Consider the following 25,704-nt stretch of genomic DNA (forward strand, 5'->3'; position numbering starts at 1 on the left):
AGGTACCCTTTTTTTTTTAGGAGAGGTCGCGTATGACGAAACGACGTACAATTGGAACAAATCCACTGGATGAGATCATTCCGAATCCATTGGGAGCTGCGATACCTGGTCAACAGGAAGGTCCGGACCAATTCGCGCTTCAGGAATCGCGAAAACAAGGAATTGCAGGCAAAACCGCCGGTCAGCATTCTGTGCCCGATCGCGTGCAACATGACAAAAAAGAGGTGAGATTCCTTCATCTGGTTTCAAAGGATGAGGGTCTAAAAGGGAATTTCAAGAGCTCCCAAGCGGTTCCTGCAGCAGCACCTCAAGTAAGAATTGAGATGCATCCGGCGACCGGTCATTTATCGGAACGCCTTGTTGAACTCGAAGAGGAAAACCTTTGTCTGAAGTGGGCATTGGGATTGATTCTCGCGCCCTTTGTCCTTTTAGCCTTTTTGGGCTAGATCCGATTCAGTCAGATGACACCTCTATGCCGGGTAAAAGGGGCGGGTGCCTTTTCTGGTTTTCCTCAAGAAGAATCTTGCCGGACCTTTTTGAAATTCCCCTGAGAAACCTGCTTAAGGTCATGGGCAGTTTAGTCACACACACATCCCCCATTTTTATGCGTTCTGCTTTAAACAGGATCAACTTCACCGTGATCTTGGACTTCCAAGGTCTTTGATAAGATTCATCAGCATCGGAAGGTGCTCCTCATGAAAATCCATTGCTTCCGACTCCAAGAAAAGGGTTTGCTTCAACTCACCGAGGAAAGACCTACGGCATCATGGCTTGAGGATGGAATCGTCCGTTTATTGGATGTGGATTACCCAGATGTTACCAAAGATCTGCGTGAACTCCTTTCCCCCCTGAATCTGGAAGGCGCTCTGCTGGACAAGATCGAATCCCAAGCCGACGGTGTCTGTGTTGAAACATTCTTGAACGCCTTGTTTCTTCGATACCCACGCCCGGCCATTCATGATTTTAAGGATCTCTATATTTCGATGATCTGTGTGCGAGAAACCCTCATTATTCTCCACAATGGAATGCCCTTGCCCCTGGAACAAATTTTCGCGAGGATCGACCGGTTCGGAGGGATCGGAACCACTGCCATCACGGACCTTCTTCTCCATATCCTGTTATTGGTCATTAATCGTGATATCGAATTGTATCAGCAAACTCGACAATCGATCGGGGAATTGTCAAATAACTTTGATCAGTGTCTTAACACCGAAGTACTCAATGATATTCAGAATCTGACCAATCAGGTTAGTCGTCTCCAATCAACGACTGAAGATCGTCTCATTTTCTTGGGAGGCTTACTCACGTTGAAATCCCCTCTATTGGAATTGCATGACGTGCGATTGTATTTTAAAGAGGCCATGAACGAATTAATGCAAATGCAGCGTTGGTTGGAACGTCTGGAGGGAAGGCTACAGGGTTTATCTCAATACTACAATTTGTCGCTGCAGAATAGCACCAACAATCGTCTTCAAGTCCTGACAGTCATTTCGGCCATTTTTATGCCACTCACCCTTATTGCCGGTATTTACGGCATGAACTTCACAAATATGCCCGAACTTCAGATGCACTACGGCTACTTTATCATTCTCGGTTTCATGGTTTTGCTGGGTGGGGGATTGGGAATATTTTTTTATGTACGGGGCTGGTTTCATTAAAGGCCCCTTTCCATTGGCGTGACATTCTTGAAAGAGTGGTTGGGAGGCCTTTTCATTCCCAATGGTCAACCCTATTTGTCAGGGGATCGCTCATCTCCCGGTTCCGTGGCCTCACTGGCCTTGGTTTGCGGGCTGTCATCAAGAATCGATTCAAACTCATCCCAGGAAATGGCACCGTCCTTGTCCTTGTCGAGTACCTTCAGGACGCCTTCCATCCATAGTTTTCGGGTCAGGAAGTTTCCGACCTTGGCATCGGCTAAGAGTTGCTCCAAGGCGGATGAGCCGATCTTGAAATCCTCTCCATCGATTTTATCGTAGTGGTCGAAGCCTTTACGAAAGTCACCGTCAAACCGTTCATTGACCAGTTGACGAATTTTTGTTTTCAACTCTTCCTCTTCGGCTCCCACTGGTATCTCCTTTCTATCGTTTGCAGGGCTTGGCATCCGCATCGGCTTGGTGCGGGACCTTTCGAAAATCGAACATAAAACCATCCGGGCTTTTCAGTTGGAGTTGATGACCAATGAAGGCATACCGGAGGATGACTGTTTCACCTTCCGGCTCAGTCAAAAGGAGGGTGTGGTCTTGGACACGATAGGTTCCGAAGTGGCAAACCTCTTGGGGGGCAAGCCACACAAACCCACCGGCCTGGTCAAAGATAAGGGTGATAGGTTTGTGCCGGTCGTCGCCCAGAGTCTCAGTAAAGAAGGGCGACGGATGTGTCATTTCTGCACTCACCCACGACCCTGTCAATACCAGGTCCTGGGAGGCACAGGCAAAAAGGCCGACCCCCCACCATATGGTTAATATGACCCAGAATCGGCTCAGTGATAGCTGTTTCAGTTGATTGGAATTCATCATCTTTTTCTCTGACCGGATGTGTGTTCTTGTTCTAAGTCCGATTACTTCTGTGAGAAAAGACGTGTCCAGAGCGGGGCGAGGAACCAGAAGGCAATCGCTCCATTGACGCTGTTGAAAGAGATGAGGATAGAACCTATCGCGAAAAGTGGTGCGGGGTACATGGCCCACAAGTTCGGGTTCGTCCAGAGCTTGGGAGCACCCTCCAGATGCCAATCGCGTTTGGCGGCCACATACTGGTGGAGGATAAGTAAAGAAAAACTGGCCAGACCAAGAGTTGAGGAGAAAATGATGACCGCAACGGCATCTTCTTCGTAATGTCCGAGCAACGAGGCCGCGTACGGGATGAGGGATACAAACATCAGATGAACAAAGTTTAACCAGAATGTCTTTTCATCGCATTTCCCAATGTGCTTGAGAATCCAAAAATTCCGCATCCACAGAAACGCCGCCATATAAAAACTGAGTATCCAGGCAGCAAAGTTTGGGATCTGCTCCTGCAGATCGGAAAGAAGCTGTCCTGTGGTCAGTCCAGGAGTTTCCGGCACCTTCAGATCCAACACCAGAAGCGTGATCACAATTGCGTACACACCGTCAGTGAGGGCATTGAGCCGTTCCAGTGAGGTGAGATGGCCTAAAAAAATCCCTCTGCTCCAATTCCTCATAAGCGCGTTTGGTTCATGAACATGAGTGGATTCCTACACCCCTCTGGTCTTGAGCATCCAAGGGTGAGTGATGAATTTGGGGACGTTGAGGTGGTTGCCCGGGTGATAGAATCGGTGAAAATTATAAACGGAAACTGGAAAATATTACCCCAAAGAATACTACGAGTGCCACTCCGGCCGTCCCCCGGTTGTATGGATACTCGCAAAACGCCGCCCAATAGATAAAATGGAGGGTCTTGAGAACAACATAACGAAGAGATAGCTTCAAGTAATCAGAACCGGTAAAGATTGGGGGACAGGGGAGGAGGTCGATATGACCATGTGGAAAAGAAACTGGAACATGTCATTCCCCCTGACAATCTGATAAATTATCCTCGCGGTTAAAGATATGGCATGTTGTTTTTTCCGGCTTATCATTCCAAATTCAAGAAAGAGATTTGACGAATGCGGAACAACGTGTTCACGAACACATTGTTACTCGTGTGTGTGGTGGGTCGTTCGGTGGCTGTGGCGCCACTCGCGAAGCCCGGTCGGTGGAACAGTCGGGCTTCCTGGGTGATGTGTATTCCCAGATGCATGCAGGCAAGGACGATGAAGCCCTGCTGGTTTATCGAAATGAAAAGGCCGACTGGAAGTCGTATGAAAAGGTGATGATTGCCCCGGTGACGGTTTGGGTGGGGACGAAAGATTCCCAACTTGAGTACGTGTCCCCGCTGGATCGCCAGCGTCTGGCAAACGATCTTTGGGGTAAGCTGCATGAGGCTCTTCAAACCGATTACGAAATCGTTGATGAGCCGGGTCCTGGTGTGCTGCTCATCAAAGCGGCTATTACGGAGGGGGAAGCCTCCTGGCCGGTTATCGATGCTGTTTCGACCATTGTGCCGCAAATGCACGTCCTGAGTGAATTGAAATATCTGGCCACGGGCACGGCTTCCTTTGTAGGGAAAGCCAGCGGGGAGATCAAGGTGACTGATGGCCAAACAGGAGAGCTGCTCTTAGCTGCGGCTGATCGTCGAGCAGGGGGCAAGAGACTGGAGGGCGTGACACATTCCTGGGACGATGTGGAAGAGGTCTATCGCTATTGGGCAGAGCAAAGCCGATGGCGGTTGTGCAAATTACGTGATGCACCAGATTGCGTCGAACCAGAATCATGAGAAGGCGGTTGATATGTGATCATTGGCCTTTTGGCGTCAGAACGTCTAACGTCCTGTCCTGATGACTGACTCTCAACTGTCCTGACCCCATACCTCATTCTTCGCAGGTCGGAGAGTTATTCGAAAACGTTCCCACTCAACAACGTTCCTCGCTTTCCTCCCTTGAACAGGCGTGGTCAGCTATGCTATGCCTTCCGTGTTAATGGTTTTTGTCAATTACTAGGGAGAGGCCCATGACCAAGGCTATTCACAGAATCGCACGAACACTGGTCTTCATGGTCCTTATCGTTCCGGGCATTGGCCTCGCACCGGCACAGGCAATGACCGCAGCTGAAATTAATTCGGAAGTTCAAGAAGCCCTGGCCAAACTCTATGCGCATAGCAAAACCGCCAAAGACTTTGGCGCGGTCGCCAAGGGAATTCTTGTTTTTCCGGACGTCTATAAGGCTGGTTTTTTGGTAGGTGCAAGTTTTGGCGACGGTGCGCTTCTGGAAAATGGAAAGACTGCAGGGTATTACCGTACGGTTGAGGCTTCATATGGATTACAGGCCGGTGTCCAATCTTTTGGCTATGTGTTGTTTTTTATGCAGGATGAGTCACTTGATTATCTCGACAAAAGTGATGGATGGGAAATCGGGGTGGGCCCGAGCCTCGTCGTCGTGGACAAGGGCTTTGCAGGATCCATGACGACCACAACTGCGAAAGACGACATCTATGCATTCATTTTTGATCAGAAAGGGTTGATGGGGGGTATCGGGATCAAAGGCTCCAAAATTACCCGTATTCATCCTGACTAGGGAAAGCCCGTGATGAATTACAACGTGTAAGTACAAGTCTTCGTCGAAACGGCGGTCTCCTTTGAAGTTGAAGTCATACCGGGAAAATCCCATTACAGGTCCTGGTTGATCTGAAAGGCGGCGCCGGTACGAAGCGAGCTATTGTTCCCATCACTCCCAGAGTCATCGTGGAAATCCCACGTGCTTCCGAAGCCTGTCTTGTTTCAATCAAACCGGAATTTGCCATCCACTCCAAAAACTGTGGGGAATGTAGAGGCCAAAGGTAATTTCGCAGCCGACGCTTTCCTCGCCGTCCTCGCAATACATCCGGATGCGAATGGGTTCCCATCGACCGGTGTTTTTCACGGTTTCTTGGATTGTCCTGGTGTCACCTGCTTGACAACTCTTCTGAACGCTGAGTCTGGACATTCAGGAGTCAGCAGGTGCAATCCCGGTTAATTCACCCAGTGCAGGACGTCACGGATGACGGACCACCGGAGAGTTTTCTTCTTTGCCCCCCTGCCCAAAATCCAATGTTCAAAAACCGCGTCAAGCGTTCCATCTCGTTTTTTTAATCTCAGCCAGGCATTCACAAAATCCGCAAAGTTCCGATGACTTTTGGGCATGGGATACACAAGAGGGATTTTGATGGGGTTGGGTAGAGGGACTGCCACCGAATAAGCCGGGTAGATTAAGGTCCAAGCCGAGCCGGCTTCGGCGATATACATGAGTGCGTCAAAATCCTTTCCGTGTTCCTTGAAGAACTCACGCGGCGAATTGACAGGTATTAACGTAGCCTGGGGCAACAAACTTCGGGCAAAGGCTTGATAGTACTGTGAATGAGAGGAAACTCCGATCTTCAAATCACCAGCACTCCGAATTTTTTCCCACGAACTAAAGACATCATGGTCATGATCTCTCACCAGGAAGGCTATTGTCGCATCCATGTAGCCGTCGGAAAAAATTACACTTTCGGTCATTTCCGGTCTGAGCGCTGAACCGGACATCACGATATCACAAACATTGTCGTTTAAATATTCCACAATCTTGTCCCGATCCGGAAGCCGGACAAATTCAACATTCACTCCGAGATCATTGGCGAGCAAGTGGGCCATTTCGATGTCGAATCCTACTAGTTCGCTCGTCTCATTCTGGAACACAAACGGCAGACTGTTCTTGAAAAATCCGACTCGAAGCACGCCCCTCTGCCGTATGGCTTCCATGTCCGTGTTTTCTGACGGTGCAACGGTTTTCTCATCGGGAGTCAACTCGCGAATCCCGGTTTCTGCAGGTTCAAATCTCAATGCCATTTCGACAAAGGATTGATACTTGGTGTATTCGGACTCGATCGCATAGGTAAAAAACAGACGTGTTCCTCCGAGAAGGACGATGCCCGTCAGGAAACAGACAGTCAGATAGCCCGCTAGTTTTCTCCATCGAACCCGCAATTTTCCAGCCAGGGCGCAACTTCCAAGAAGACCAAGCACCCACATGTGCATGGCGGCTGTCATGGTCCCCAAGCGCCCGGTGAAGACATCCACGGTCACGAAAAGCTGAAACATGTCTGCAGGAATACGGAATAGGTCTAACAAAAAGGGAATACCGATCATCGAGCCCCCGAAGAAACTCGCCAGACCCGATACCAGGAACCCCGGGTAATGCGCCGGAGAAAGAGTCGACCCGGCAAACCATCCGGCAAACGGAATGAACGCCAGGCTGAGTAACAAGCCGGAGGAAGGAAACGTATACGAAGTCGGCACAATGACTTCAATTGCGGAGGTCGTTTCTTCATTGGCCAATTCGGCTTCTTCCAGCAATTTCCGGCCTCCCTCAGTCAGCAGGGGAAGAATGATCATGGAATTACCCGTCGCAAAGGCTGTCACGAGTGCGCCACGCACCGACCGAAGAATTTTCATGTAAGGCAACGGGGTGAGGCTAGCTACCAGAGCCGGCAGGACCCAGAACGTGAGGAAGACCGCCGCAACCATCTGGGAAATGAGGAATATTTGTAAACGTCCCAATTCCTCGAAGTTCAAGGTTCCCGCCGCGCTCGCGGCGATGGCGAACACACCGACGGGGGCCAATTTCATCACAAATTCCGTCACTCTGGTCATGACTTTCATGATGACCGATAGCAGATCAAGCATGGACTGTTTTTTTTCGATGCCGATCAACGCAATGCCTACCACGATGCTAAACAGCACCACGGCCGGAACGATACTGTTGGCAAGAGAAAAAAATGGATTGGAAGGGATATACAGTTGAAGGAAATCGAGCGGTTGAGTTTCTTCGATCAGGGAGGGGCTGAAAAACATTGCCGATGGCCACTGAGGAAAGGTCAGGGGAAGAACCGCCACCACGGTTAGTGCGATTACCCATAAGAGCGCTAAAATCCCTCCGGCCTTCTTGCCCATGGAGATAGCATCTTCATACGTCAGGCTCCCTAGTCCGCTCATCAGAGAGGCCATCAAGAACGGCAGAATAGCCATCTGCAATAATTGAATAAAAGCCTGGCCGACAATACCGATCGGTTGGGTTAGTTCCCCGAAAAAAATTCCGGCGATAATGCCTAGACCCATTCCAAGAAGAATTTTGGCAGAAAGGCTCAGGCGGGGAGTTTTGGGAAGAGGCTGTTCCATAGTTATGAACTAAGAGGAATCCCGATATCTTTCCATGCGACCTCTTTTACCCTAATTCTTTCACTCAAGTACAGATTGTAAGCTTCCCCCAATCGAGGACAAGTCAAATGTAGACCTTTTTGGGGGTGACGTCAGGGGCGACGTCAGCACCATGGCGCCAGGAGGTTCTTCTGAAACGGACGCGGTTCAGTGAAACGCAGAGCTTGTGGGGATCCTGTAACAAGTAGAGGCGGGGATCAAGGTCAACGAGATCTGTCGCGCGCATGGAAGCAGGGGGCCCTCCTCTCAGAGCTAGCACCGAGGACCACATGTCGTAACCCCGCAGGTGTCTACTATCCGGATTTTGATTTTTGGGAGCGGACCGTGCGAAATCCAAGATGACTGGTTCCCGTGTTGATTTCACCCTTGCCGCGCGTGCCGACCATGTAGCGGGAGCAGTATTGCTCGGTGCACAAAAACGACCCGCCACGGTGCACGCGTTTTTTTTCGCCGGGTTCGGTGGGATCGAACGGGGAGTCGGGCCCTTGGGGATTGTGGGCGACCCCGCCTGCTATTGTGAGTCGTGCGTAATAATCGGGCCGATACCAGTCACTCGTCCATTCCCATACGTTCCCGGCCACATCATACAGTCCGTACCCGTTAGGTGGAAATTTCGCCACCGGTCCGATGCCCGTATACCGATCATCTCCCGTGTCTTGTTGTGGGAATTGACCTTGAAAGCTATTGGCCATCCATTGGCCGTCTTTTCGAAACTCATCGCCCCAGGGATAGACCTTCCCGCTTAATCCCCCACGCGCGGCGAATTCCCATTCGGCCTCAGTAGGGAGGCGCTTCCCGGCCCACTTGGCATAGGCCTCCGCGTCCTCATACGCGATGTGAACAACGGGATATTCTTCCCTACCATTAAGGTCGCTGGTTGGACCAAGAGGATGACGCCAGTTGGCACCCTTAATGTAGCTCCACCATCGAAAATGGGTATCAAGCGGCACGGAATGGTCCGGTGGAGAAAACACAACGGAACCGGCCACCAGGTTCTCCGTCGGGGCACCTGGAAAATCCTCCGCGCGCGGTGTGCGCTCCGCGACTGTGACATAGCCGGTGGCGTCGACGAACAGGGTAAATTGGGCATTGGTGACTTCGGTTTTATCCATCCAGAATCCATCGACGTAAACAGGATGGATCGGACGGGAATCGCGCGTGGCCTGCATGCCCACGTCATTCATTTCATTATCCGAAGAATCGGCTGCCCCCATGGAGAATTCGCCCCCAGGAATCCAGACCATGCCATCCGGCGCCGGATCGGACGGAGGCGACGAGTGCGCGGAGCCTGATGAAGCATTTGCGGATGGCACCGATGTGTTCACAGACGTGAGTGGAGGCGCACTCGGGGTGGCCGGGACTCGTCCGGACTTCGCAGCAGTAATCCCCATATCGCAGGTTATGCCGACTTGTTGATTCGGCACGGATGACCTGTCTGATTGCGCCGTGCTGTACCACCAGATTCCCAGTCCCAGGATTATGGCGAATGCTGCAGCGCCAAGGGGTATGAACGGGTGGGATGGCTTGGGTCCACCTTCTTTTTTCAAGCGACGGTCGGATTTCATGATGATCTTACAAACATTTGGAGATAACCTCGGTAGTCCGCTTCCATTACTTTTCGATTGTAGGGAATACTATTGTAACATGCACGCTCAGGGCATCGTCGACATACAGGACGGTGGAGGCGCGGTTCCCGTTCTGATGCGTGCATGATGTTCAGTTCGACCACGCTTTCATGCGCCAAAATTTCAAGAGATAGCCCCGGATCACGATATCGTTGGTTTCGGGTTTTGTGCCACTTGAAGCCCGCAATCCCGGCATTCCCATGCCGCGGATCTTTTCGGGGGTTTGGGGCGTGGGGGTGATGGACATGTTGCCCGGCGAATCCCGAGTCGGTCGGAATCTCGGCGGGCGTGGCGGCGAAGTCGTTCACCTAGATGTGACCAGGTCGAGGAAGCATTTCGCCCACGGTCTGTGGCTGGGTGATGAACTTGGTTGAGGCGCATTCGGCAGCGATGAACAATACGAAGAGACAGGAGTAAATATGAATACAAGAATTCATGGTGAATGTCCTATGGTGAAGTGGTGGGGGTGGAGTTGCTTCCGATAGTCCTGGAGTTTTTAGAGGACGAAAAATAGGATACCGATTTTCAAAACGATCAATGGTTCACTATTACGCTTCTGTTCTTTCTCAACTTTATGCCAGGCCTTTTTCCCAGCCATTTCGGTATTTGAAATAATAGATGATACGTTCCGGCGCCTGCTTGATTAACTCCTTGAACACGGTTCATGTGGGCTACATGTTGTTGGAAACGCATTCTTGGTAAAACTTGGCAAGTAGGGTCACGGCGTAACTGCATTAGGCGCGGGCTCAGCCAGCTCTTCACAGACCCAGGCTTGAAGCAGGCGGTATGAGACCGCCAACAGCATCGGACCGATAAAGATCCCTACCAGACCGAATGCGATGAGTCCTCCAATCACCCCTGTCAAGATTAAGAGGAGCGGCAGGTCGGCGCCTCTTTTTATGAGGATCGGCCGGATCACATTGTCCAAAGTACCGACCATAATCGACCAGACCAGCAGAGCCGTCGCCCAGCCCGCGAATCCCGCCCAATAAAGCCATCCAACTCCGAACAGCAACACAAGTAGCGGTCCGATCTGTGCTATGCAGAGCAGGAACATCATGGCTGTCAGGATCGTCGCGAAGGGCACGCCGGTGACGGCAAGGCCTATGCCTCCTAGTGTGGCCTGGACGAATGCGGTCCCAACCACTCCGAGCGCAACGCCTCGAATCGCCTGACCGGCAAGGATTACGGCATTCTCCCCGTGGATTCCGGCCAGCCTTCGTCCAAAGCGACGCACGCTTTCGGTCACCGTCTCTCCGGTCGCGAACAAAATAGCGGCCATGACTACCGTGAGCAGGAACTGCATGGCGATCATGCCGAAACTACCGAGCTGGTCCACGGACCAACGAACAAGCCCCGCTGCGTAAGGCGCGAGCCTATTGGCAAGGTCCTCCTGCCCTGAGGCAGCCCATTCGCCCCACGTCTGCGCCGCTTGCCTGCCGACGAGTGGGATGGTCTGAAGCCAATCCGGTGGTGGTGGCAGTTGAAGCGTGCCAACCGCCTCGACCCAGCCAGCGATGATGTTGGAGTTGGTTACGATGGTGACGATTGCCAGCGAGAACGGCACGACAAAGATAAGGAGGAGTATGCACGTCATCACGGTGACGGCGAGCCACCGCCGCCCCCATAACCACTCTTGAATTCGCAAGAGGACCGGCCAGGACGCGACGACGATCATCGTCGCCCAGATCACCGCAGGAAGAAACGGCCGAAGAATCCAGAGCGAACCGGCGATGAGCCCGCCAATGAACAACACCGCCAATACCGTGCGCGTGATGTCCTGTGTGTGGAAAGGACTATTCATGAGCGGAACCCATTCCCTATTCCAACGAATACGTCACAATTCATAGGAAGCCTCTTAACTTGATTTGGTGTGTGATCACGGCTCAATTGGCCTGGATCGTGACGAGCGGGGATGGGCCTGCTCGCCGGTATCGACCATGGTCATAAAGCCGAAAAGCCATGTGAATGCCATTTCCCTTTTGCCTCCGGACCATCCTGACGAAGATACAACGGCTCGTATATATCAGCGATCGCGGCGGGCGAAATAGAAATAGGCGCCCACACTAGAAATTCGTCGCCACCGCGATGATGTGCCAAAGGATCACGGGTCTCAAAACGATTAACAACCCATAGTAAACCCAGAGGATTTGGAGGGCGCCCATAATGGCAGCCATCCTCGGATTCATTCCCTTGCTTGACCTCCGCCTGAGCATTCCGATTAAGTCGGGAAGGGCGGCAAAGGTGGTTCCTAAGCCCGCCACAAAGCCGATGATTTCAGACCGTCGAAAGTTGTGGATTAACAGGCTTTCCGTATCCGGTGGCTAACTCCCCACAGCCAGCAAGAATGAACGCGCTGAATAGAACACTAAGGATTTGAAGTCTCTTTGGAAATACCATGGTTATCTCTATTTTCGTCAGGCACTCTCTTTGAGTCCTGACTCTTTCGATCAATTCGGCCTCCGTTAGAGCCGCCACTGTACCACTCCTCTTGCCTCCACGATCAAGTCCCGACGTTCACCTCGAAGACGTGATAGCCCCAGGCCGGCAGATCGAGATAAAAACCTTGTGAGAAAAGATCGTTTCCATCGCGATTATAGGAGGTGTCGCCCATCTGGTCCTTGAGCCGTATGGTGCAACCCATCAGTTCCGGAAACGGAAAACGGATATAGCATTGGCTCGGGTTGGCGGCAACGTTCACCATGACCAGCAGCCGCTCCTCTCTTGGGCCTTGCCAGGCATAGACCAGGAAACTATCCGATGTTCCGTTACCCTCCCACGCGGGTAAGCCTTCGAGCAGGGCCCAGTGACCTTCACGAATCGCCGGTTGCTGGAACACCGTGAGCAAGCGCTCGTAGAATCGATGAAGGGATTTGTCCGATGATTCCCCTTCGGCGCGCGGGCCAGATCTAGTTCGCTTCCAGCGATGGAATACTCGGGATGCGTTTCCACCCAAGGATGATCCAGACCGGTATGATTGGGGACGAAGTCAAGCATCAGCTTCAAACCCCGCTTGCGGAGTCGTTCGCGGAGACGGGCCAGCGGGGCATCGCCTCCCAGATCGGGATGCACAGTATAGCCGGTAATGGCAAAGCCGGAACCGGCAATATCCTTTTCATGTAAATCCGGCAGCGTCTCTTCGAACTCTCTGCGCCATTCGTGATGGCTGCGCGATACCTGTTGTCCTGCCGGGCCGGTTCGCCAGACGCTCAAGAACCAGATCCAGTCGAAGCCCATTTTCGCCAGACGGTCCAGTTCGGCGTCAGGAAGGTCGTCCAGCGTCGCCCGGCGGCCAAGAGGTTGGGATAACTCCGTCAACCACACCCGGGTATTGATCTGATAGAGCGAAGGAGAGATCGGTGTGGTCATGATGGGGAATCAGCACGCGGACCGCACGGCGCTCAACCATCCCATCGAAGTCTCCCCTAATTTCCCTTGACGGGATGGGCAGCGCACGCCGTGGTGGTGAAGAGCAGCAAGACGGCGGCGAGACAAAGAGACTGCAATGGGGGGAACTCTTTTAGGTGCGGGATGTTGTCCTCTGATTATCTCTGGATATCGGAGACGCTGTTCATTTTTGCTCAATCTCACCTTCGTCATGACGGAATCCAGGCTCTTCCAGCGCCGCCTGTTACCGTTCCGGAGCCTCGGATGAGGATAAAGGCGATGATATATATCATCATCAGTATTGTAAATTGCCGGACTGTGAGCGATGCGCACTGGTGACAACTAGACCGATGATCGATGCGGATACTTATGGCTCCCCGCGTGGCGCCTTTCATCAAGCTCAACTATGTTGACGGCTGTTGGGATGGTGCGGCTCTTTCGGTTGAGGGGTTTGGCTTGGCGGACCCACATTCGGTCTGATCCGGTTTGGTTACTTGATCCACCCCTGTTGCTGGAATCTGGGCTTGATCTTATCGGCGATTTCTTTGGCAATCGCCTTTTCCCGGCCTTCAATTTTGGCGCTACCGCTGTATTCCCCGTATGCCTTCATCCCGCCTCCAACGATAAGGCCTACGGGGTTGGCCGTGGCAATGAGGGCGGCGGTTCCTACTGCGGCTCCGGGGGTTTGACTGCCTCCGGAATGTACGGTGCCGGATCCAAGTTTTCGTAGCCCTTGGGCCGTCATTTGGAAGCCTTCGGCCGCCACCGTCAACTCCGACCCACCGGAGCCAAATCCCACCGCGACGCGCTTGACCACACTGCCTTCATCGATTGCGAGGAGGTAGCCCCGGATCACGAGGTCGTTGATTTGCGGGGTGGTTCCACTCAAAGCCCGCCTGGCCGGCAGTCCCATGTAGCGAATCTCCTCGACCAGTTGTTCTGCAATGTGAGTACCCACCTGCCGACCGGCCTCGATCTGCTCGGGGGTTTGGGGAGTCGGATGATCGGTATGTTGTCCGGCGAGCACGGAGTCGGCCGGAACGTCGGCGGAGCTGGCGGCGAAGTCGTATACCCAGATGTGAGCGGGTCGAGCGACTTTTTCGGTCACGAGTATCTCGCGGTTCGATGTCTCGGTCGAGGCGCATCCTGAAGCCACGAGGGACAACATACATACTGCGGACCGCATTAAGACCTTCATGGCGGATCTCCTTTGGTTAGAGGGCATATGCAACGCCTTCGGTTTCATACCAGACATCGGGCGGACCTTCCAATGGGCAAGGAGGAGGACCTCGCCGCACATGATATTTTGAATATAGAAAATTAATGGATCGACCAATTCATTTTCTGCCGGTCGATTATGACCGTTTCGATAACTAAGGTTATTCCTGTTTTCGAATTTATGTTCCCGGACTGTACCAGATGGGTGAAGTGTACGCCCGTTCCTGGGGCACCATTTTGGTATCCGGTAGGGGGTTCACGTCAAAACGTTTGGCATCGTAGGCGGTCCAACGAGGCGTCGGAATCCCAAGGACACGTGCATAGTAAAAGGCACGAACCGATGGGTCAAAGTCCGGATCCGTCCTGACCGTGATTAATTCCGGATCGCCGATATTGTTAGTCCAGGTGGCGTTTTCGAGATCCACGGTGCTACCCACAGGTGGCAGTTTGTCATCAGACCCGGGCTGACGTTTTTCGACGTCTCCCCAAACAACATCGTAGACCTTTTTCCGAAAAGCCCCGTCCATGGCCAACCATCCTTTGATAATTTGGTTTCGAGCGAGGTTAGCCCCGACACATCCTTGAGTGCGGCGACGTTCCCTCCGACTTGAATTGACTGTCAGGTTGGGCAATAGCTTAATGGATCCACCCCTGTTCCTTGAATTTTCCCTCAAGGTGCTCGGCGATGGCCTCCGCCGTTCGTTTCCCTGCACCTTCAACGGTATCCTTTCCGGACATCTCCCCATACACCTTCGCGCCTCCACCAACGATCAATCCGATCGGATTGGCAGTGGCTGCCAGGACGACAATAGGTAAGGCAACCCCGGGCATTTTATTTCCTGCGGAATCCATCTTCCCGGATCCGAGTTGACGGGGACCATTGGCTGTCCACTGGTAGCCTTCCGCTGCCGTGGTGATTTCGGCCGCTCCGGATCCGAACCCTAATGACATCCTTTTGAGTCTGCTGCCTTCGTCAAATGTTCCAAAGTACCCCACAATCAACAGGTCATTGACCCGGGGTGTGGTCTGTTTACCAGCCACCAAGGACGAAAGACCCATCTGCTGAATTTTGGATACCAGTTCCTCCGCGACGGTGAGCCCCAGTTTGCGTCCCGCCTCGAGATGTTCTGGCGATGGGGGTTCGCCAGGGGGATCATGGTGTTTGGCGGCCGAGGACCAGGCCGGGAGATCTCCCTGGGTGGCGGCAAAGGGATACACATAGATGCGGTCCGGCTTGGGAAGTTTCTCCTTCCCGTACATGGGATGTGTTTCGGTGATCTTGGTTGAGGAGCAACCTGCCGCCACAGTCATGGCAAAGATACCTAGGACGAGACCCGTGAGGGATTTCATGACAGACCTCCAGTGGTTGGATGATTATTGAATTTGCTAATTGTTTGTGCAGGATTTTCCGTTAGGGTATTGGATTAGCAAGAATGCTTTTCAATCGGTAGTAGTGACAGTTCAAAACGGATCAGGAAAAATCTGTGAAGCTTATCAGTGGGGCATTGTAGGTTAAGCAGTCCTAAAAATCGAGAACATGCCACAGGCTTTTTGGTCTGAGCTTTTTCCCTTACACAATTTTGTGAGTCTGGGGGCGGAAAATATCGTGGCGAACACAAATTGGCTGCCGTTCGGCTATTGAAGTGATGACGAGTTGAAGTGCCGGTTAGAGCACGGGCTTTTTGATCGGATTTTTTAGACGAAAGTGCGGATCAGGCTTGGTCATGCGTGGCATGGGAACCGGCTATCATTATTCATGACAAGCCATTAGATTTTGAAAGATACCGAACGCGCTTTGCTTTTCCCAAAGAACGAAGTCGCTGCTCGAATGTGCTGTATGGAAATAAAGGATTTTGTGGTCCGGCATGAGATGCAGCTTTTGCCCTCGTAAAAAATTTTGCTATATTGGCCTGCATCGTTACATTTTAGCTTATACAAAGGAGAAAGAATCTATGAAGCGATTGGTGAGCGGAATCATAACAATGACAGTTCTCATTGCGGTCACGTTGGTGCTGAGCGTGAATGGTTATGCAGAAGAAGGCAGCGTTAAAGCGATGTCCCCGTGGAAGGGGGTCGGCTTTGCCTTTCCGGTTGGACCTGATCAAGTGTATATGGTGGCCGTTTACAGTGGCGTGATGTTGATGGATGACGCCAAGGGAGCGCTCCATGCGGCGTCGATCGTCTGTCCAGGCACCGTAGATGCCGATATGAAAAAGGGAACGAAAACGGGTTATGCCAAATGCGTTATCACGGGAGAACAGGGCAATCGTGTCTTTGCGGAGTTCAATTGCACCGGTGATGTGGAAGGGTGCCGGGGGATATTTAAGATCACCGGCGGCACCGGCAAATTTGCCGGAATTACGGGTGAGGGCGAAATGATTTCGAAGATCCAGGCGCGAGAAATTACGATGGTCAGCGGGGTTGAGTCGGCCCAACAACTCGGAGAGGGAGTCGCGGTGTGGCCTAACCTGACCTACCATATTCCTGACCAGAAGTAAGTGCTGAACGAATCATTCTCTAGATGTGGAGGCATTGATGCGTACGTATATGGTCTTGGGGCTGGCGCTTGGATTCGGGATGCTTCTCCATGTGTCCCACTTGTCGGCGCAGACCTTTGTGTTCCCTGAAAAGGGACAGAGTCCGGAACAGCAGGAATTGGACGACTTTACTTGTTTTAAATGGGCCAAGCAGCAGACGGGCTACGATCCGGAACATCCGGACCTGGCCGCAACGCCGCCGCCGCCATCGGGCGGTGGTGCGATGCGTGGGGCGATGGGTGGTGCCGCACTCGGAGCCATTGGCGGCGCCATCGCTGGCGATGCAGGTAAAGGTGCGGCGATCGGTGCCGCTGCCGGCGGCGGAATGGGCATGATGCGACAACGGCGGGTTGAGCGAGGGTATCAGGAAGAGGTCCAACAAACCTCGGCTAAGAACCAGCAGACCCGGGCCACCTTTGATCGTGCGCATAACGTGTGTATGGAAGCCAAAGGCTACAAGATTGGTTAGGGCATTGGTCCTTGACCGAATAAAGGAGAAAACGATGAGGGTACAGCGGTCGTGTATTATCCTGTCATGCGTGGTCATGCTGGCAGGCTGTGTGGGCACTCAGCAGGGTGGGCGACAGCCATCGGGTTCTTCTGTCGACTCCGCGCCTCCTCCTCAGGCGCGGACCTTTGTATTTCCGGAAAAGGGACAGAGTCCGGAACAGCAAGAGCAGGATGATTTTATTTGCTATAAATGGGCTAAGCAGCAAACGGGTTACGATCCGGAACATCCGAATCTGGCTGCAGCGCCTCCTCCGCCATCAGGCGGGGGTGCGTTGTTCGGCGCGATGGGTGGTGCCGCGCTCGGTGCTATCGGAGGGGCCATTGCAGGCGATCCAGGTATGGGAGCCGCCATCGGTGCCGCTGCCGGCGGCGGGCTGGGCATGATGGGACAGCGGGGTGCTGAGCAAGAGTATCAGCAGCAGGTCCAACAGGCAGGAGCCCAGAATCAGCGCACCCGGGAAACGTTTGATCGTGCCCATCGTACCTGCATGGAGGGAAAAGGGTATAAGGTCGGCTAAAGCAGACGGTCCCTGACCACCGGGATTGTGCCGCAAAAAAAATTCATTGCCCCGTGCTTCATCTGTTTGTAACGTAAGTGGGCCAATGCCAAAGCGGTGGAACCCCAGGCTCATACAGTCAGTCGAATATACCTTGCCCTTTCCACCGTGATCAGGCCGAAAATGGGCAGATAGCCATCATGATCCAATACCAGGTGCAACTCCACCAATAAGCCTGTCGGACTTAGGATGAACCGGCTGCAAGAGCGTCTAAGCAATCCATATTTCGCCGCTTTCCTGGTCCATAGTCCCATTATGGGCCGGCAAAACCGTCAAAATTCGGATTCGCTCATCCGCTTTTTCGCTCTCGATCCCCTAAGTCCGACAGGTTCCTAGCCCTTGGTGCACCTAAGCTTCCCTCAGTTATTCCGCAAAAGACACAGATCGATCACGGAGGAATGCTAGCTGACCGGTGTATGTTTGAATCGGAACTTGCGTGTCCGGCTTCCTTCACCCGTGACAACTTCATGGGGCCTGCGGCTTATCCGCGCAAAGGGCATTTCCATTCGGCAAATTGGCTTAAGACAGGGACGAATGAGAGGGGGCAGTCATACCCAAACGGACCAGTTTCCCTTCACCGCTTTTCAGGCCCCCCTTCGATCTGCACCGATGCTTGGGGCAATAAGGTCGAGCAGATTTCTTTATGAGAGATCCTGGACATCGGGAGATGGAAGGTCCCGTTCGTTCCGCTTGATAGCCGCATATGGATGTAAGGAACAAGTGAAAGTTAACCGTTCTGTAACAAACCCTTGACCCTTCCGCAATAAGTTCGAGGTAGGCTAGGTCTCTCAAATGAGAAAAAAATCGTCCATGCAAGGGGAATCAATATCATGCTGTTTCCTTCTGCATTGTCAGGACTTTTTGCTTAACACAAAGGAGGATGTTCATGAGGACAGGGATGATCGCACTTGGAATATTTGGACTCGTGAGTCTGCAGATGGGATGCGCGGCATTACCAGGCTCTGATCTTTTGTCGTCCAAAGCGAATGGGACAAAGACGGTGACCACCGACCAGCAGTTCGATGAATTAGCTGACAATTCGTCAAGTTTCCTGAACGAGGAAAAGAAGCTCGCAGGTGCAGTGGTGAGTATTGATCAAACAGACGAAGGGTATCTTATATTAGCTGAATGGCTGCCCTATCCAAAAACAGAACTTGCGGAAGGACCCAAAATCGGTCAATCCGATATGAGCAGACATTTTCTTATTCGTTTTATTGGAAAACGGGAAAAAGAATTTTACACCACTCGGGGGAATATATTTCTTTTAGAAGGGACGGTTGAAGGAACAAAAAAAGCATTAGTAAATGTTTTTGGTCCACGAAAAGATCTGCTCTATGTTAAGGCGAAATGTATCCGTATCTGGGACACCGGACAAGATAGGGACCCCTCCAGCCAATTGGACTCCCAGTATCCTCCACGGATAAGTAGAACACTCTGTGCGGATTAACATCAGAGTCCTCTTGGGTTGGGGATTGTACTTTTGCTCCATGCCATGGCCGCAAGGGGATGTTCTTCCTCCCTATACGGCCAAGGAGGTTCCGAAACAGCGGGAGGATAAAATGGAAAAATGATGGATGCCGGTTAAGCGGGCTTATCTGGAAACAGGATTTGAAATTGGAGCTGTAGCGTCCAATCGGGCGCCCGGTCAGGTTTTTCCAGATAATAAAATCCCTGGAGTTTGATGTTGATCGGACGTTTTTCTCCACGGAACACCACTTTTCCGAATCCGCCTCCAAGGGGTACCGTCCACCGGTTCCTCCTGTCCTCCGCCTCCCAGTTTGCGGTGATTGCCGGGGTAGAGGTCAGGTACCAACCATTGGAAAAGTTGTAATTCACAAATGGCTGAAGTGTAAACAGGTTGACCTTCGGGCGTTGTTTCTCTCCCGCAAATGACCAGACATTTCTGATGACGGCCCCCACTACCCATGGGTCCGGTATGCTGACAAGCGCAAGTGTGGGACCCACGCTCCATTTTCCCAGGCCCAGATGATCATCAGTCGCGGTATTCAAAATAAAAGTCGGGCCTATACCACCAATCAGTTTAAACCGTCGTTTGGATTCGTCACGGGCAAAGAATCCCGTGTACTCAATATCTCCTAACCCGGTCATACTGCCCGTTTTATCCTCTATGGCATTGGCCGGAATATATGGGATGGGAATAGTGAGGCGATTGAGGAGGGCCCAGTTGCCAAATCTTCTTGTGGTGGAGGCCTGAAGATTGAATACATTGACGAGATGGTTGTTGGCCCCGGCCCCGAAAAGCGTACCATTTACAAACCCCACCCGCACAAGGTCGGACACGGGGTTCTGCACTTCTTCGGCTAGTTTTGTAATCTCCTCCGCATGGGTTGATTGACTTCCGAAGAATCCCAGGATCACTCCTATCATGACCCAGCTTCTACATGGTTTTTTCGAGGCCACCGAATATTCCTTTGAGCCCACTAACAATCATGCAGGTGATAAATCGTGGGGAATAACCAATGGGAGGGTTGGGTAGAATCATGAATCGTGTGATTTTTGGGGAGTGTAGCATGGACGTTTGAGAAAGATCTGTCTTGTATTCAGCCACCTATTCCCGGCAAATTGAAAACCCCAGGTAGGAGGAACCTTCGGGGCCATGCGAGTAGATTCGCACCTTACCGGGTTTTTCTCCTCAGAGACGAGCTCCCGACCGTTGTCGACTCCTATGGCGTAGGTGGCACACAACTGTGTTCGCCGCGCCATTGGCACAGGCGATAGCGTAGAGTATTGGCCCAGTATTCAAATGATTCTTCGACGTCATTCCATTCTGAAGTGACTCCTGACAAAGATTTTGCACCGCCCCGGCGATCGACCGCGGCGGCCAAAAGCGTCCCAAGTTCCGCATCCGAAATTTTAGCTTCTATGCTGGCACTGCCAACAAATGTTCCGGTCCCGGTTGTGAGAGATTTGGTGCCAGAAATGACATACCCGGTTGGGAGGACACTGGAAAGGGTATCTAACACCGTATTTGAGGCTTCGGCTTCTGTGAGTGCCACACTCAAACGCATGACACGAGGCCCGGCCTTACGAACAATCCGGTAATCTGCCAAGAGCGCATTCTGTAGTTTGCCCGAGAGGAGCGAGGTCAACCGAATACGGTCTTCTTGGGGAATGTCCCGAAGAGAAGATCCCTCTCCCAGCCAGAGCTGGATCGGGTCAATCATGATTTTGGAATAGTGTTTCCAATCTGCAACCGGGTTGACGTATCGCAGAAGGGCTTCACTGTCTCCCACGCCTTTTTGAAGCATCGAATAATCCTCGAGAAACCCGGATCTGTTGACAGTGTTTGCCTGTTGAGTTGTCGCACAAGCCGTCATGGCAAAAAAAACAAGAGCCAGTAAAAATCGCTCACTCCTGGGCATGAATGCTCTCCTTTGTTTCGACAAATGGTTTGATGATTTGGAAAACGGCGGAATGAAATTTTTTGTTTCTCCGTTAGCTTTCTTGGTTCTTGAGAAGCCTGGCTGATTGCAGAAAGGGGCATATGTGAAATTGTCCTTATGTGTAGAGGCCTTTTCCAATAACATGGGCAATGGTAAAAAATAGGATAGCCGTTGGATGGCAATGTCAGGTGAGATTGAGCCTGTGGCTAAAACAAAAAACAGACGTGTGATCAATCCCGGTAGTTCGTAGTGGAGGTTCAGATTGTGGTTTCATTTGATCTTAACTGTAATCAAGTGTTGGATTCCATATATTAAAAATAGTCATAATGGCACTTCGGACCTTGCACATGATAGGTTTTAGGTATATGACCACGCTGATTCCAAAACTTCAAAAGCCCACATGGCTCGCTTGTCTTGCGCTGTCGATCCTGATCCTTATTCCTGGCTCTGAGTTAGGGGCTTCTCAGGAGTCGGAGAATCAACTGTTCAGCCCGAAGTTTCCTCAGGCTCTGAAGCCGTGGACGGGCGATTGGGATGGGATGGTCAGCCGCAATCAAATTCGGGTGCTTGTTCCCTTTAGCAAAACATATTACTTTTTAGACCGCGGCAGACAGCGTGGCCTTACATACGACCTTATGAAAATATTTGCCAAGCAGATTAACGAAGATTTGCAGCGGAAGATCGTGCAGGTTCAGTTCATTTTCATTCCCGTGAACCGTGATGAACTCATTCCGGATTTGCTCAATGGGGTAGGGGATATTGCCGCTGGTGCTCTTACGATTACACCTGAACGAAAGAAACGTGTAGATTTTTCCGACCCGCTTCTCACCGGGGTACGCGAAATTATCGTCACGGGTCCTAGCAGTCCTCCGCTCTCTAGTCTGGATGATCTGGCCGGCAAGTCCATCCATGTGCGGAAGTCCAGTAGTTTTTACGAACACCTTGTTCGCTTGAATGCCTCGTTCGCCACTACCGGGAAGCCGGAGATCACGCTCATCCCTGAGGAGGAGAATCTTGAAGACGAGGACCTTCTCGAAATGGTGAACGCCGGTTTATTGCCAATGCTGGTCATGGATAGCCCCAAGGCGGAATTTTGGGCGAAAATTTTTGAGCATATTCGTCTGCATCCGGACATTACTCTTAATACCGGCGGGGAAATCGCTTGGGCCTTTCGCAAAAACAGTCCAAAGCTGAAAAGAGTAATAAACCGGTTTGTGAGTAAAAATAAGAAAGGCACCTTAATCGGGAATTTGTTATTCACCCGGTATTTAAAAAACACCCGGTACGTTGAAAATGCCGTGTCAACGCAAGAACGCAAAAAATTTCAGAATCTCATGCATGTATTTAAACAAAGTGCCCGACCGTATGGGTTTGATTGGGTGCTTGCCATGGCCCTTGGCTATCAGGAGTCCATGTTGGACCAACGAAAGCGAAGTTCTGCGGGTGCAATTGGTGTGATGCAGCTCTTGCCCAGTACTGCTAGGGATCCCAACGTCAATATTCCCAATATTAAACAGCTTGAGCCTAATATTCATGCCGGAGTCAAGTATTTGCATTTTCTTCATGACCGGTATTTTAAAGACCCCAAAATCAGCCTGTTGAATCAATGGCTTTTTGCCGTAGCCTCCTATAATGCGGGACCTGCCAGGATCGCGAAACTTCGGACGAAGGCGCCGTCGATGGGCTTGAATCCGAATCAATGGTTTAAAAATGTGGAGATCGTGGCGGCGAAGCATATTGGTCGGGAGACCGTTCAATACGTGAGTAATATTTACAAATATTTCATTGCATATCGCCTGATTCTGGAAAAAGAGGAAAAGAAATCAACAGTGCAATATTAAGCTCTGTGAGGGGCACCGACCGGAATAGTCTTCCTTGGGTAAGTGTGGACATTTAGGAGCATCTTGAGACATTCCCGCCTCATTCTTCCCATTCATCCCGCTCCCGGCTCCACTTATTTGAAATAGAATACTGCCTGCCACATCAATGGCAACCCGGCCACTTTCATTCCGTTTCTTCCCTGTTCTATGGGTTGACCGAATTCACGTGCGAGGTCGTTTCGCCAGCATAGCCTTGGGTCTGGCATTAGTCACATGGACATTATTGGGACATGTGGCAATCAGTGAGGCTGATGTCGTTTTTCTTGAAAACGGTGACCGCGTGAGTGGGGACCTTATCGCCTTTGATGACACGGTTCTCGCTATCGACACGGATTACGCCGACATTGTCAATATCGACTGTGATGATGTTGCGGGATTAACTCCTGACAGCCCTCTCTGGTTGGCGTTTCATGATGGGGCTATAATTCCAGATGGCTTAGGCACTCGGGATGGCGATCGCCTGATTCTTCCGGCCTGACCCGGATGGCCCGATTCAACTAAATCAGGTCAGAGCGATTCATCTCTTTGAACTGTCCTACCGCGGCAACATTGGGCTTGGCAAAAACGTTTTTTCCCAACATCAAACCAACCAATAACAGGCTCATCCTCATTGTCATCAGTTGTCCTGCCAGTATGGTTCCCATACGCTTTTCCTCCTTTCGGTCTTCATTCTCTGCATTCGTATACGTTGGGAGTGAGTCGGGAGCCCTTAAAATAAAACTTGAAGTTCAACATGACATATTGACATGTGTGAATCGTAGTGGGCTTTTTGCTTTTTCATGGTTACTTTTATGAAAGGATTTTGTTAGGATTTTCCGCTCTCAGGGATACTCGAGAGGTTCCTTCAGGTTTTCGCAAGCTTGCGTTTCATTGCCCTCAAACAAAAAGGATCGGTTGCCTGAGGACGTCGCCAAAAACCTGATTGGTGAAGCGCTCAAAACCGAAGGAGCGGACGTCAATATGCGGCACGAATATGCGGAAAAATTCACTCACGTGATTCCTGTGATCAACGTCGCACGGTATTCTTCAAACGGAGAACAAAAGCCGGACTGCGATTCAAGGGCAAACTTGCGACGAATATTCACTTGATCTATTCAGGAACAAACGGAACGGTGTGGTTGCTCTTGCCTTCAATTAACTTTCAATCTTTTGATGAACATTGTGAAGTTTTCCATTTTACTCCTTGTTGAAGAAAGGAAATTGCTTATGGTTCAAAAACGCCTCGCGAATATCTCGGGTCACAGTCTTCTGGCCTTGGCCGGGCTGGTGTTATGTGCGGGACTGTCGCCCGCTTTTGCTCAGGACAAGCCCAATATCCTGGTCATTTGGGGCGATGATATCGGGCAATCCAATATCAGCGCTTACACCAAAGGCATGATGGGGTATCGGACCCCCAATATCGACCGGATTGCCGATGAAGGGATGATTTTTACGGATTATTACGGTGAGCAAAGTTGTACGGCTGGACGGTCCTCATTTATCACGGGCCAAAGTGTGTATCGTACCGGTCTCAGTAAAGTCGGTTTGCCCGGCGCAGAGCTAGGGCTCAAAGGGGAAGATCCCACGATTGCGGAAGTGCTCAAGCCCTTAGGTTACGCAACAGGGCAATTTGGCAAAAACCATCTCGGAGATAAGGATGAACATCTACCCTCCAATCATGGGTTCGACGAATTTTTTGGGAATCTCTATCACCTGAATGCCGAAGAGGAGCCTGAACTTCCTGACTATCCAAACGCCAAGGACTATCCGAATTTTCAAAAACGATACGGGCCTCGTGGTGTGATTCATTCCTATGCCGATGGAAAAATTGAAGACACCGGTCCATTGACGAAGAAACGGATGGAAACTGTCGATGACGAGACTTCCGCTGCGGCGCTTGATTTTATTGATCGCCAACACCAAGCGAAAAAACCATTTTTCGTCTGGTGGAACGGGACGCGGATGCATTTCCGCACCCATGTGAAACCTGAACTTAGAGGGATTTCCGGCCAGGACGAGTACAGCGACGGCATGGTCGAGCATGATAGGCACATCGGGCTGTTTTTAAAAAAACTGGATGATCTGGGCATCACCGACAATACCATCGTTTTTTACTCGACCGATAATGGCCCACATATGAACAGTTGGCCTGATGCGGCGATGACGCCGTTTCGGGGAGAAAAGAACACCAATTGGGAAGGCGGCTGGCGGGTGCCCGCCATGGTCCGGTGGCCAGGTAAAATCCAACCAGGGTCGGTCTCGAATGAAATCATGCATCATATGGATTGGTTGCCCACATTCGCGGCAATCGCCGGAGATTCCGACATCAAGGAAAAACTGCTGAAGGGCCATCAGGCCGGTAACAAAACCTTCAAGGTTCATTTGGATGGGTACAATTTTCTTCCATACCTCACGGGGAAGGAGAAAAAAGGCAGCCGGGACGAAATTTTTTATTTTACCGACGATGGAGATCTCAGCGCCTTGCGCTACAGGGATTGGAAATTGGTCTTTTTGGAGCAACGGGCGGAAGGAACATTGAAACTTTGGTCCAATCCCTTTACCTCCTTACGGATTCCCTTAATGTTCAATTTGCGCCGTGATCCCTATGAGCGAGCACAACTCACCTCCAATACCTATTACGATTGGTTGCTGGACCATGTCTTCCTGCTTGTTCCAGCCCAGGAGTATGTCGGAAAATTCCTGGCCACGTTCAAGGAATTTCCACCACGCCAAAAAGCGGCGAGTTTTAGTCTGGATCAGGTAATGGAAAAACTTAAGGAAGGGGGAGGATCCCAATAATTCTTCTGGTGCAGGAACGGCC

Annotated in this window: 27 protein-coding genes and 1 pseudogene; 14 read left to right on the forward strand and 14 right to left on the reverse strand. The window is 51.4% G+C overall.

The features are described 5' to 3' along the window. Nucleotides 1–32 precede the first annotated feature (32 nt). Nucleotides 33–446 carry a hypothetical protein gene (locus ACWHYD_RS08050; protein ID WP_447965386.1) on the forward strand — a complete coding sequence of 138 codons (414 nt, stop codon included), beginning with the start codon at nucleotides 33–35 and terminating at the stop codon, nucleotides 444–446. A gap of 249 nt (nucleotides 447–695) precedes the next feature. Continuing rightward, nucleotides 696–1,658: a magnesium transporter CorA family protein gene (locus tag ACWHYD_RS08055; RefSeq protein ID WP_447965387.1), complete on the forward strand. Its 963-nt coding sequence runs from the start codon at nucleotides 696–698 to the stop codon at nucleotides 1,656–1,658. Between the two features lie 71 nt (nucleotides 1,659–1,729). Here ACWHYD_RS08055 and ACWHYD_RS08060 read toward each other — a convergent pair whose 3' ends face one another. Genes ACWHYD_RS08060 through ACWHYD_RS08070 form a run of 3 tightly spaced genes read right to left on the reverse strand, consistent with a single transcriptional unit; the run spans nucleotide 1,730 to nucleotide 3,178 of the window. Next, nucleotides 1,730–2,065 (reverse strand): hypothetical protein, encoded by a 336-nt coding sequence (locus ACWHYD_RS08060; RefSeq protein WP_447965388.1) that lies wholly within the window; start codon nucleotides 2,063–2,065, stop codon nucleotides 1,730–1,732. 13 nt (nucleotides 2,066–2,078) lie between these two features. After that, on the reverse strand, nucleotides 2,079–2,516 hold the full coding sequence (locus ACWHYD_RS08065) for a hypothetical protein (protein ID WP_447965389.1): 438 nt from the start codon (nucleotides 2,514–2,516) through the stop codon (nucleotides 2,079–2,081). Between the two features lie 41 nt (nucleotides 2,517–2,557). Continuing rightward, nucleotides 2,558–3,178, reverse strand: coding sequence for a TMEM175 family protein (locus tag ACWHYD_RS08070; protein ID WP_447965390.1), 621 nt, complete (start codon nucleotides 3,176–3,178; stop codon nucleotides 2,558–2,560). Between the two features lie 437 nt (nucleotides 3,179–3,615). Here ACWHYD_RS08070 and ACWHYD_RS08075 point away from each other — a divergent pair, with 437 nt between their 5' ends. Continuing rightward, on the forward strand, nucleotides 3,616–4,332 hold the full coding sequence (locus ACWHYD_RS08075; RefSeq protein WP_447965391.1) for a DUF3313 domain-containing protein: 717 nt from the start codon (nucleotides 3,616–3,618) through the stop codon (nucleotides 4,330–4,332). Nucleotides 4,333–4,565: 233 nt separating this feature from the next. After that, the gene (locus ACWHYD_RS08080; protein WP_447965392.1) at nucleotides 4,566–5,129 is read left to right on the forward strand and encodes a lipid-binding SYLF domain-containing protein; all 564 of its coding nucleotides are present in this window, start codon (nucleotides 4,566–4,568) and stop codon (nucleotides 5,127–5,129) included. 434 nt (nucleotides 5,130–5,563) lie between these two features. Here the strand turns inward: ACWHYD_RS08080 and ACWHYD_RS08085 are convergent, their stop codons facing one another. Together ACWHYD_RS08085 and ACWHYD_RS08090 are read right to left on the reverse strand one after the other, a co-directional pair. Then, entirely contained in the window at nucleotides 5,564–7,747 is a 2,184-nt protein-coding gene (locus ACWHYD_RS08085) for a cation:dicarboxylate symporter family transporter (protein WP_447965393.1), read from the reverse strand. 332 nt (nucleotides 7,748–8,079) lie between these two features. Further along, a complete protein-coding gene (locus ACWHYD_RS08090; RefSeq protein ID WP_447965394.1) occupies nucleotides 8,080–9,351 on the reverse strand; it encodes a formylglycine-generating enzyme family protein in 1,272 nt (423 codons plus the stop codon). A 227-nt stretch (nucleotides 9,352–9,578) separates the two neighbouring features. Here ACWHYD_RS08090 and ACWHYD_RS08095 point away from each other — a divergent pair, with 227 nt between their 5' ends. After that, nucleotides 9,579–9,785, forward strand: coding sequence for a hypothetical protein (locus ACWHYD_RS08095; protein WP_447965395.1), 207 nt, complete (start codon nucleotides 9,579–9,581; stop codon nucleotides 9,783–9,785). Between the two features lie 344 nt (nucleotides 9,786–10,129). Here ACWHYD_RS08095 and ydiK read toward each other — a convergent pair whose 3' ends face one another. Further along, a complete protein-coding gene (gene ydiK, locus ACWHYD_RS08100) occupies nucleotides 10,130–11,215 on the reverse strand; it encodes an AI-2E family transporter YdiK (protein WP_447965396.1) in 1,086 nt (361 codons plus the stop codon). 362 nt (nucleotides 11,216–11,577) lie between these two features. Here ydiK and ACWHYD_RS08105 point away from each other — a divergent pair, with 362 nt between their 5' ends. After that, complete coding sequence (locus ACWHYD_RS08105) at nucleotides 11,578–11,739, forward strand: hypothetical protein (RefSeq protein ID WP_447965397.1); 162 nt, start codon at nucleotides 11,578–11,580, stop codon at nucleotides 11,737–11,739. Between the two features lie 175 nt (nucleotides 11,740–11,914). On the opposite strand, the gene ACWHYD_RS08110 is transcribed toward ACWHYD_RS08105, so the two are convergent. The 5 genes and pseudogenes from ACWHYD_RS08110 to ACWHYD_RS08130 all read right to left on the reverse strand — a co-directional run bounded on the left by ACWHYD_RS08110 (nucleotide 11,915) and on the right by ACWHYD_RS08130 (nucleotide 15,366). Continuing rightward, nucleotides 11,915–12,115, reverse strand: a complete 201-nt coding sequence (locus tag ACWHYD_RS08110; protein ID WP_447965398.1) for a hypothetical protein — start codon at nucleotides 12,113–12,115, stop codon at nucleotides 11,915–11,917. Then, nucleotides 12,109–12,780 (reverse strand): alpha-amylase family glycosyl hydrolase, encoded by a 672-nt coding sequence (locus tag ACWHYD_RS08115; protein WP_447965399.1) that lies wholly within the window; start codon nucleotides 12,778–12,780, stop codon nucleotides 12,109–12,111. The genes ACWHYD_RS08110 and ACWHYD_RS08115 overlap by 7 nt, the downstream gene beginning before the upstream one ends. Nucleotides 12,781–13,288: 508 nt before the next feature. Then, complete coding sequence (locus ACWHYD_RS08120) at nucleotides 13,289–13,996, reverse strand: DUF4410 domain-containing protein (RefSeq protein WP_447965400.1); 708 nt, start codon at nucleotides 13,994–13,996, stop codon at nucleotides 13,289–13,291. A 199-nt stretch (nucleotides 13,997–14,195) separates the two neighbouring features. Further along, nucleotides 14,196–14,611 (reverse strand): annotated as a pseudogene (locus ACWHYD_RS08125) (DUF3604 domain-containing protein); the annotation flags it as partial. 41 nt (nucleotides 14,612–14,652) lie between these two features. Then, nucleotides 14,653–15,366 carry a DUF4410 domain-containing protein gene (locus tag ACWHYD_RS08130; RefSeq protein WP_447965401.1) on the reverse strand — a complete coding sequence of 238 codons (714 nt, stop codon included), beginning with the start codon at nucleotides 15,364–15,366 and terminating at the stop codon, nucleotides 14,653–14,655. A 602-nt stretch (nucleotides 15,367–15,968) separates the two neighbouring features. Between ACWHYD_RS08130 and ACWHYD_RS08135 the strand changes: the two genes are divergently transcribed. The 4 genes from ACWHYD_RS08135 to ACWHYD_RS08150 all read left to right on the forward strand — a co-directional run bounded on the left by ACWHYD_RS08135 (nucleotide 15,969) and on the right by ACWHYD_RS08150 (nucleotide 19,067). Beyond that, nucleotides 15,969–16,514: a hypothetical protein gene (locus ACWHYD_RS08135; protein WP_447965402.1), complete on the forward strand. Its 546-nt coding sequence runs from the start codon at nucleotides 15,969–15,971 to the stop codon at nucleotides 16,512–16,514. A 37-nt stretch (nucleotides 16,515–16,551) separates the two neighbouring features. After that, nucleotides 16,552–17,022 carry a glycine zipper domain-containing protein gene (locus ACWHYD_RS08140; RefSeq protein ID WP_447965403.1) on the forward strand — a complete coding sequence of 157 codons (471 nt, stop codon included), beginning with the start codon at nucleotides 16,552–16,554 and terminating at the stop codon, nucleotides 17,020–17,022. A 34-nt stretch (nucleotides 17,023–17,056) separates the two neighbouring features. Further along, the gene (locus tag ACWHYD_RS08145) at nucleotides 17,057–17,581 is read left to right on the forward strand and encodes a hypothetical protein (RefSeq protein ID WP_447965404.1); all 525 of its coding nucleotides are present in this window, start codon (nucleotides 17,057–17,059) and stop codon (nucleotides 17,579–17,581) included. A 925-nt stretch (nucleotides 17,582–18,506) separates the two neighbouring features. After that, nucleotides 18,507–19,067 (forward strand): hypothetical protein, encoded by a 561-nt coding sequence (locus tag ACWHYD_RS08150; protein WP_447965405.1) that lies wholly within the window; start codon nucleotides 18,507–18,509, stop codon nucleotides 19,065–19,067. 134 nt (nucleotides 19,068–19,201) lie between these two features. Here ACWHYD_RS08150 and ACWHYD_RS08155 read toward each other — a convergent pair whose 3' ends face one another. Together ACWHYD_RS08155 and ACWHYD_RS08160 are read right to left on the reverse strand one after the other, a co-directional pair. Beyond that, on the reverse strand, nucleotides 19,202–20,008 hold the full coding sequence (locus tag ACWHYD_RS08155; RefSeq protein WP_447965406.1) for a neuromedin U: 807 nt from the start codon (nucleotides 20,006–20,008) through the stop codon (nucleotides 19,202–19,204). 296 nt (nucleotides 20,009–20,304) lie between these two features. Further along, nucleotides 20,305–21,003, reverse strand: a complete 699-nt coding sequence (locus ACWHYD_RS08160; protein WP_447965407.1) for a DUF3313 domain-containing protein — start codon at nucleotides 21,001–21,003, stop codon at nucleotides 20,305–20,307. 386 nt (nucleotides 21,004–21,389) lie between these two features. Between ACWHYD_RS08160 and ACWHYD_RS08165 the strand changes: the two genes are divergently transcribed. Further along, nucleotides 21,390–22,865: a transglycosylase SLT domain-containing protein gene (locus ACWHYD_RS08165; protein WP_447965408.1), complete on the forward strand. Its 1,476-nt coding sequence runs from the start codon at nucleotides 21,390–21,392 to the stop codon at nucleotides 22,863–22,865. Nucleotides 22,866–23,070: 205 nt separating this feature from the next. Further along, a complete protein-coding gene (locus tag ACWHYD_RS08170) occupies nucleotides 23,071–23,382 on the forward strand; it encodes a hypothetical protein (RefSeq protein ID WP_447965409.1) in 312 nt (103 codons plus the stop codon). A gap of 19 nt (nucleotides 23,383–23,401) precedes the next feature. Here the strand turns inward: ACWHYD_RS08170 and ACWHYD_RS08175 are convergent, their stop codons facing one another. Then, nucleotides 23,402–23,548: a hypothetical protein gene (locus tag ACWHYD_RS08175; RefSeq protein ID WP_447965410.1), complete on the reverse strand. Its 147-nt coding sequence runs from the start codon at nucleotides 23,546–23,548 to the stop codon at nucleotides 23,402–23,404. Between the two features lie 250 nt (nucleotides 23,549–23,798). Here ACWHYD_RS08175 and ACWHYD_RS08180 point away from each other — a divergent pair, with 250 nt between their 5' ends. Then, a complete protein-coding gene (locus ACWHYD_RS08180) occupies nucleotides 23,799–23,993 on the forward strand; it encodes a hypothetical protein (protein ID WP_447965411.1) in 195 nt (64 codons plus the stop codon). Between the two features lie 117 nt (nucleotides 23,994–24,110). After that, on the forward strand, nucleotides 24,111–25,682 hold the full coding sequence (locus tag ACWHYD_RS08185) for an arylsulfatase (protein ID WP_447965412.1): 1,572 nt from the start codon (nucleotides 24,111–24,113) through the stop codon (nucleotides 25,680–25,682). Nucleotides 25,683–25,704 lie beyond the last annotated feature (22 nt).

Source organism: Nitrospira sp. Ecomares 2.1 (genome assembly GCF_965152585.1).

Excerpts from the sequence above, each read along its gene's own strand:
- ACWHYD_RS08065 (WP_447965389.1), bottom strand. The coding sequence starts at position 2,516 with ATGATGAATTCCAATCAACTGAAACAGCTATCACTGAGCCGATTCTGG.
- ACWHYD_RS08135 (WP_447965402.1), top strand. The coding sequence starts at position 15,969 with ATGAAGCGATTGGTGAGCGGAATCATAACAATGACAGTTCTCATTGCG.
- ydiK (WP_447965396.1), bottom strand. The coding sequence starts at position 11,215 with ATGAATAGTCCTTTCCACACACAGGACATCACGCGCACGGTATTGGCG.
- ACWHYD_RS08155 (WP_447965406.1), bottom strand. The coding sequence starts at position 20,008 with ATGATAGGAGTGATCCTGGGATTCTTCGGAAGTCAATCAACCCATGCG.
- ACWHYD_RS08140 (WP_447965403.1), top strand. The coding sequence starts at position 16,552 with ATGCGTACGTATATGGTCTTGGGGCTGGCGCTTGGATTCGGGATGCTT.
- ACWHYD_RS08130 (WP_447965401.1), bottom strand. The coding sequence starts at position 15,366 with ATGAAATCCCTCACGGGTCTCGTCCTAGGTATCTTTGCCATGACTGTG.
- ACWHYD_RS08085 (WP_447965393.1), bottom strand. The coding sequence starts at position 7,747 with ATGGAACAGCCTCTTCCCAAAACTCCCCGCCTGAGCCTTTCTGCCAAA.
- ACWHYD_RS08070 (WP_447965390.1), bottom strand. The coding sequence starts at position 3,178 with ATGAGGAATTGGAGCAGAGGGATTTTTTTAGGCCATCTCACCTCACTG.
- ACWHYD_RS08055 (WP_447965387.1), top strand. The coding sequence starts at position 696 with ATGAAAATCCATTGCTTCCGACTCCAAGAAAAGGGTTTGCTTCAACTC.
- ACWHYD_RS08110 (WP_447965398.1), bottom strand. The coding sequence starts at position 12,115 with ATGGTGAACGTTGCCGCCAACCCGAGCCAATGCTATATCCGTTTTCCG.
- ACWHYD_RS08165 (WP_447965408.1), top strand. The coding sequence starts at position 21,390 with ATGACCACGCTGATTCCAAAACTTCAAAAGCCCACATGGCTCGCTTGT.
- ACWHYD_RS08145 (WP_447965404.1), top strand. The coding sequence starts at position 17,057 with ATGAGGGTACAGCGGTCGTGTATTATCCTGTCATGCGTGGTCATGCTG.
- ACWHYD_RS08050 (WP_447965386.1), top strand. The coding sequence starts at position 33 with ATGACGAAACGACGTACAATTGGAACAAATCCACTGGATGAGATCATT.
- ACWHYD_RS08120 (WP_447965400.1), bottom strand. The coding sequence starts at position 13,996 with ATGAAGGTCTTAATGCGGTCCGCAGTATGTATGTTGTCCCTCGTGGCT.
- ACWHYD_RS08080 (WP_447965392.1), top strand. The coding sequence starts at position 4,566 with ATGACCAAGGCTATTCACAGAATCGCACGAACACTGGTCTTCATGGTC.
- ACWHYD_RS08105 (WP_447965397.1), top strand. The coding sequence starts at position 11,578 with ATGGCAGCCATCCTCGGATTCATTCCCTTGCTTGACCTCCGCCTGAGC.
- ACWHYD_RS08090 (WP_447965394.1), bottom strand. The coding sequence starts at position 9,351 with ATGAAATCCGACCGTCGCTTGAAAAAAGAAGGTGGACCCAAGCCATCC.
- ACWHYD_RS08160 (WP_447965407.1), bottom strand. The coding sequence starts at position 21,003 with ATGCCCAGGAGTGAGCGATTTTTACTGGCTCTTGTTTTTTTTGCCATG.
- ACWHYD_RS08115 (WP_447965399.1), bottom strand. The coding sequence starts at position 12,780 with ATGACCACACCGATCTCTCCTTCGCTCTATCAGATCAATACCCGGGTG.
- ACWHYD_RS08150 (WP_447965405.1), top strand. The coding sequence starts at position 18,507 with ATGAGGACAGGGATGATCGCACTTGGAATATTTGGACTCGTGAGTCTG.
- ACWHYD_RS08175 (WP_447965410.1), bottom strand. The coding sequence starts at position 23,548 with ATGGGAACCATACTGGCAGGACAACTGATGACAATGAGGATGAGCCTG.
- ACWHYD_RS08185 (WP_447965412.1), top strand. The coding sequence starts at position 24,111 with ATGGTTCAAAAACGCCTCGCGAATATCTCGGGTCACAGTCTTCTGGCC.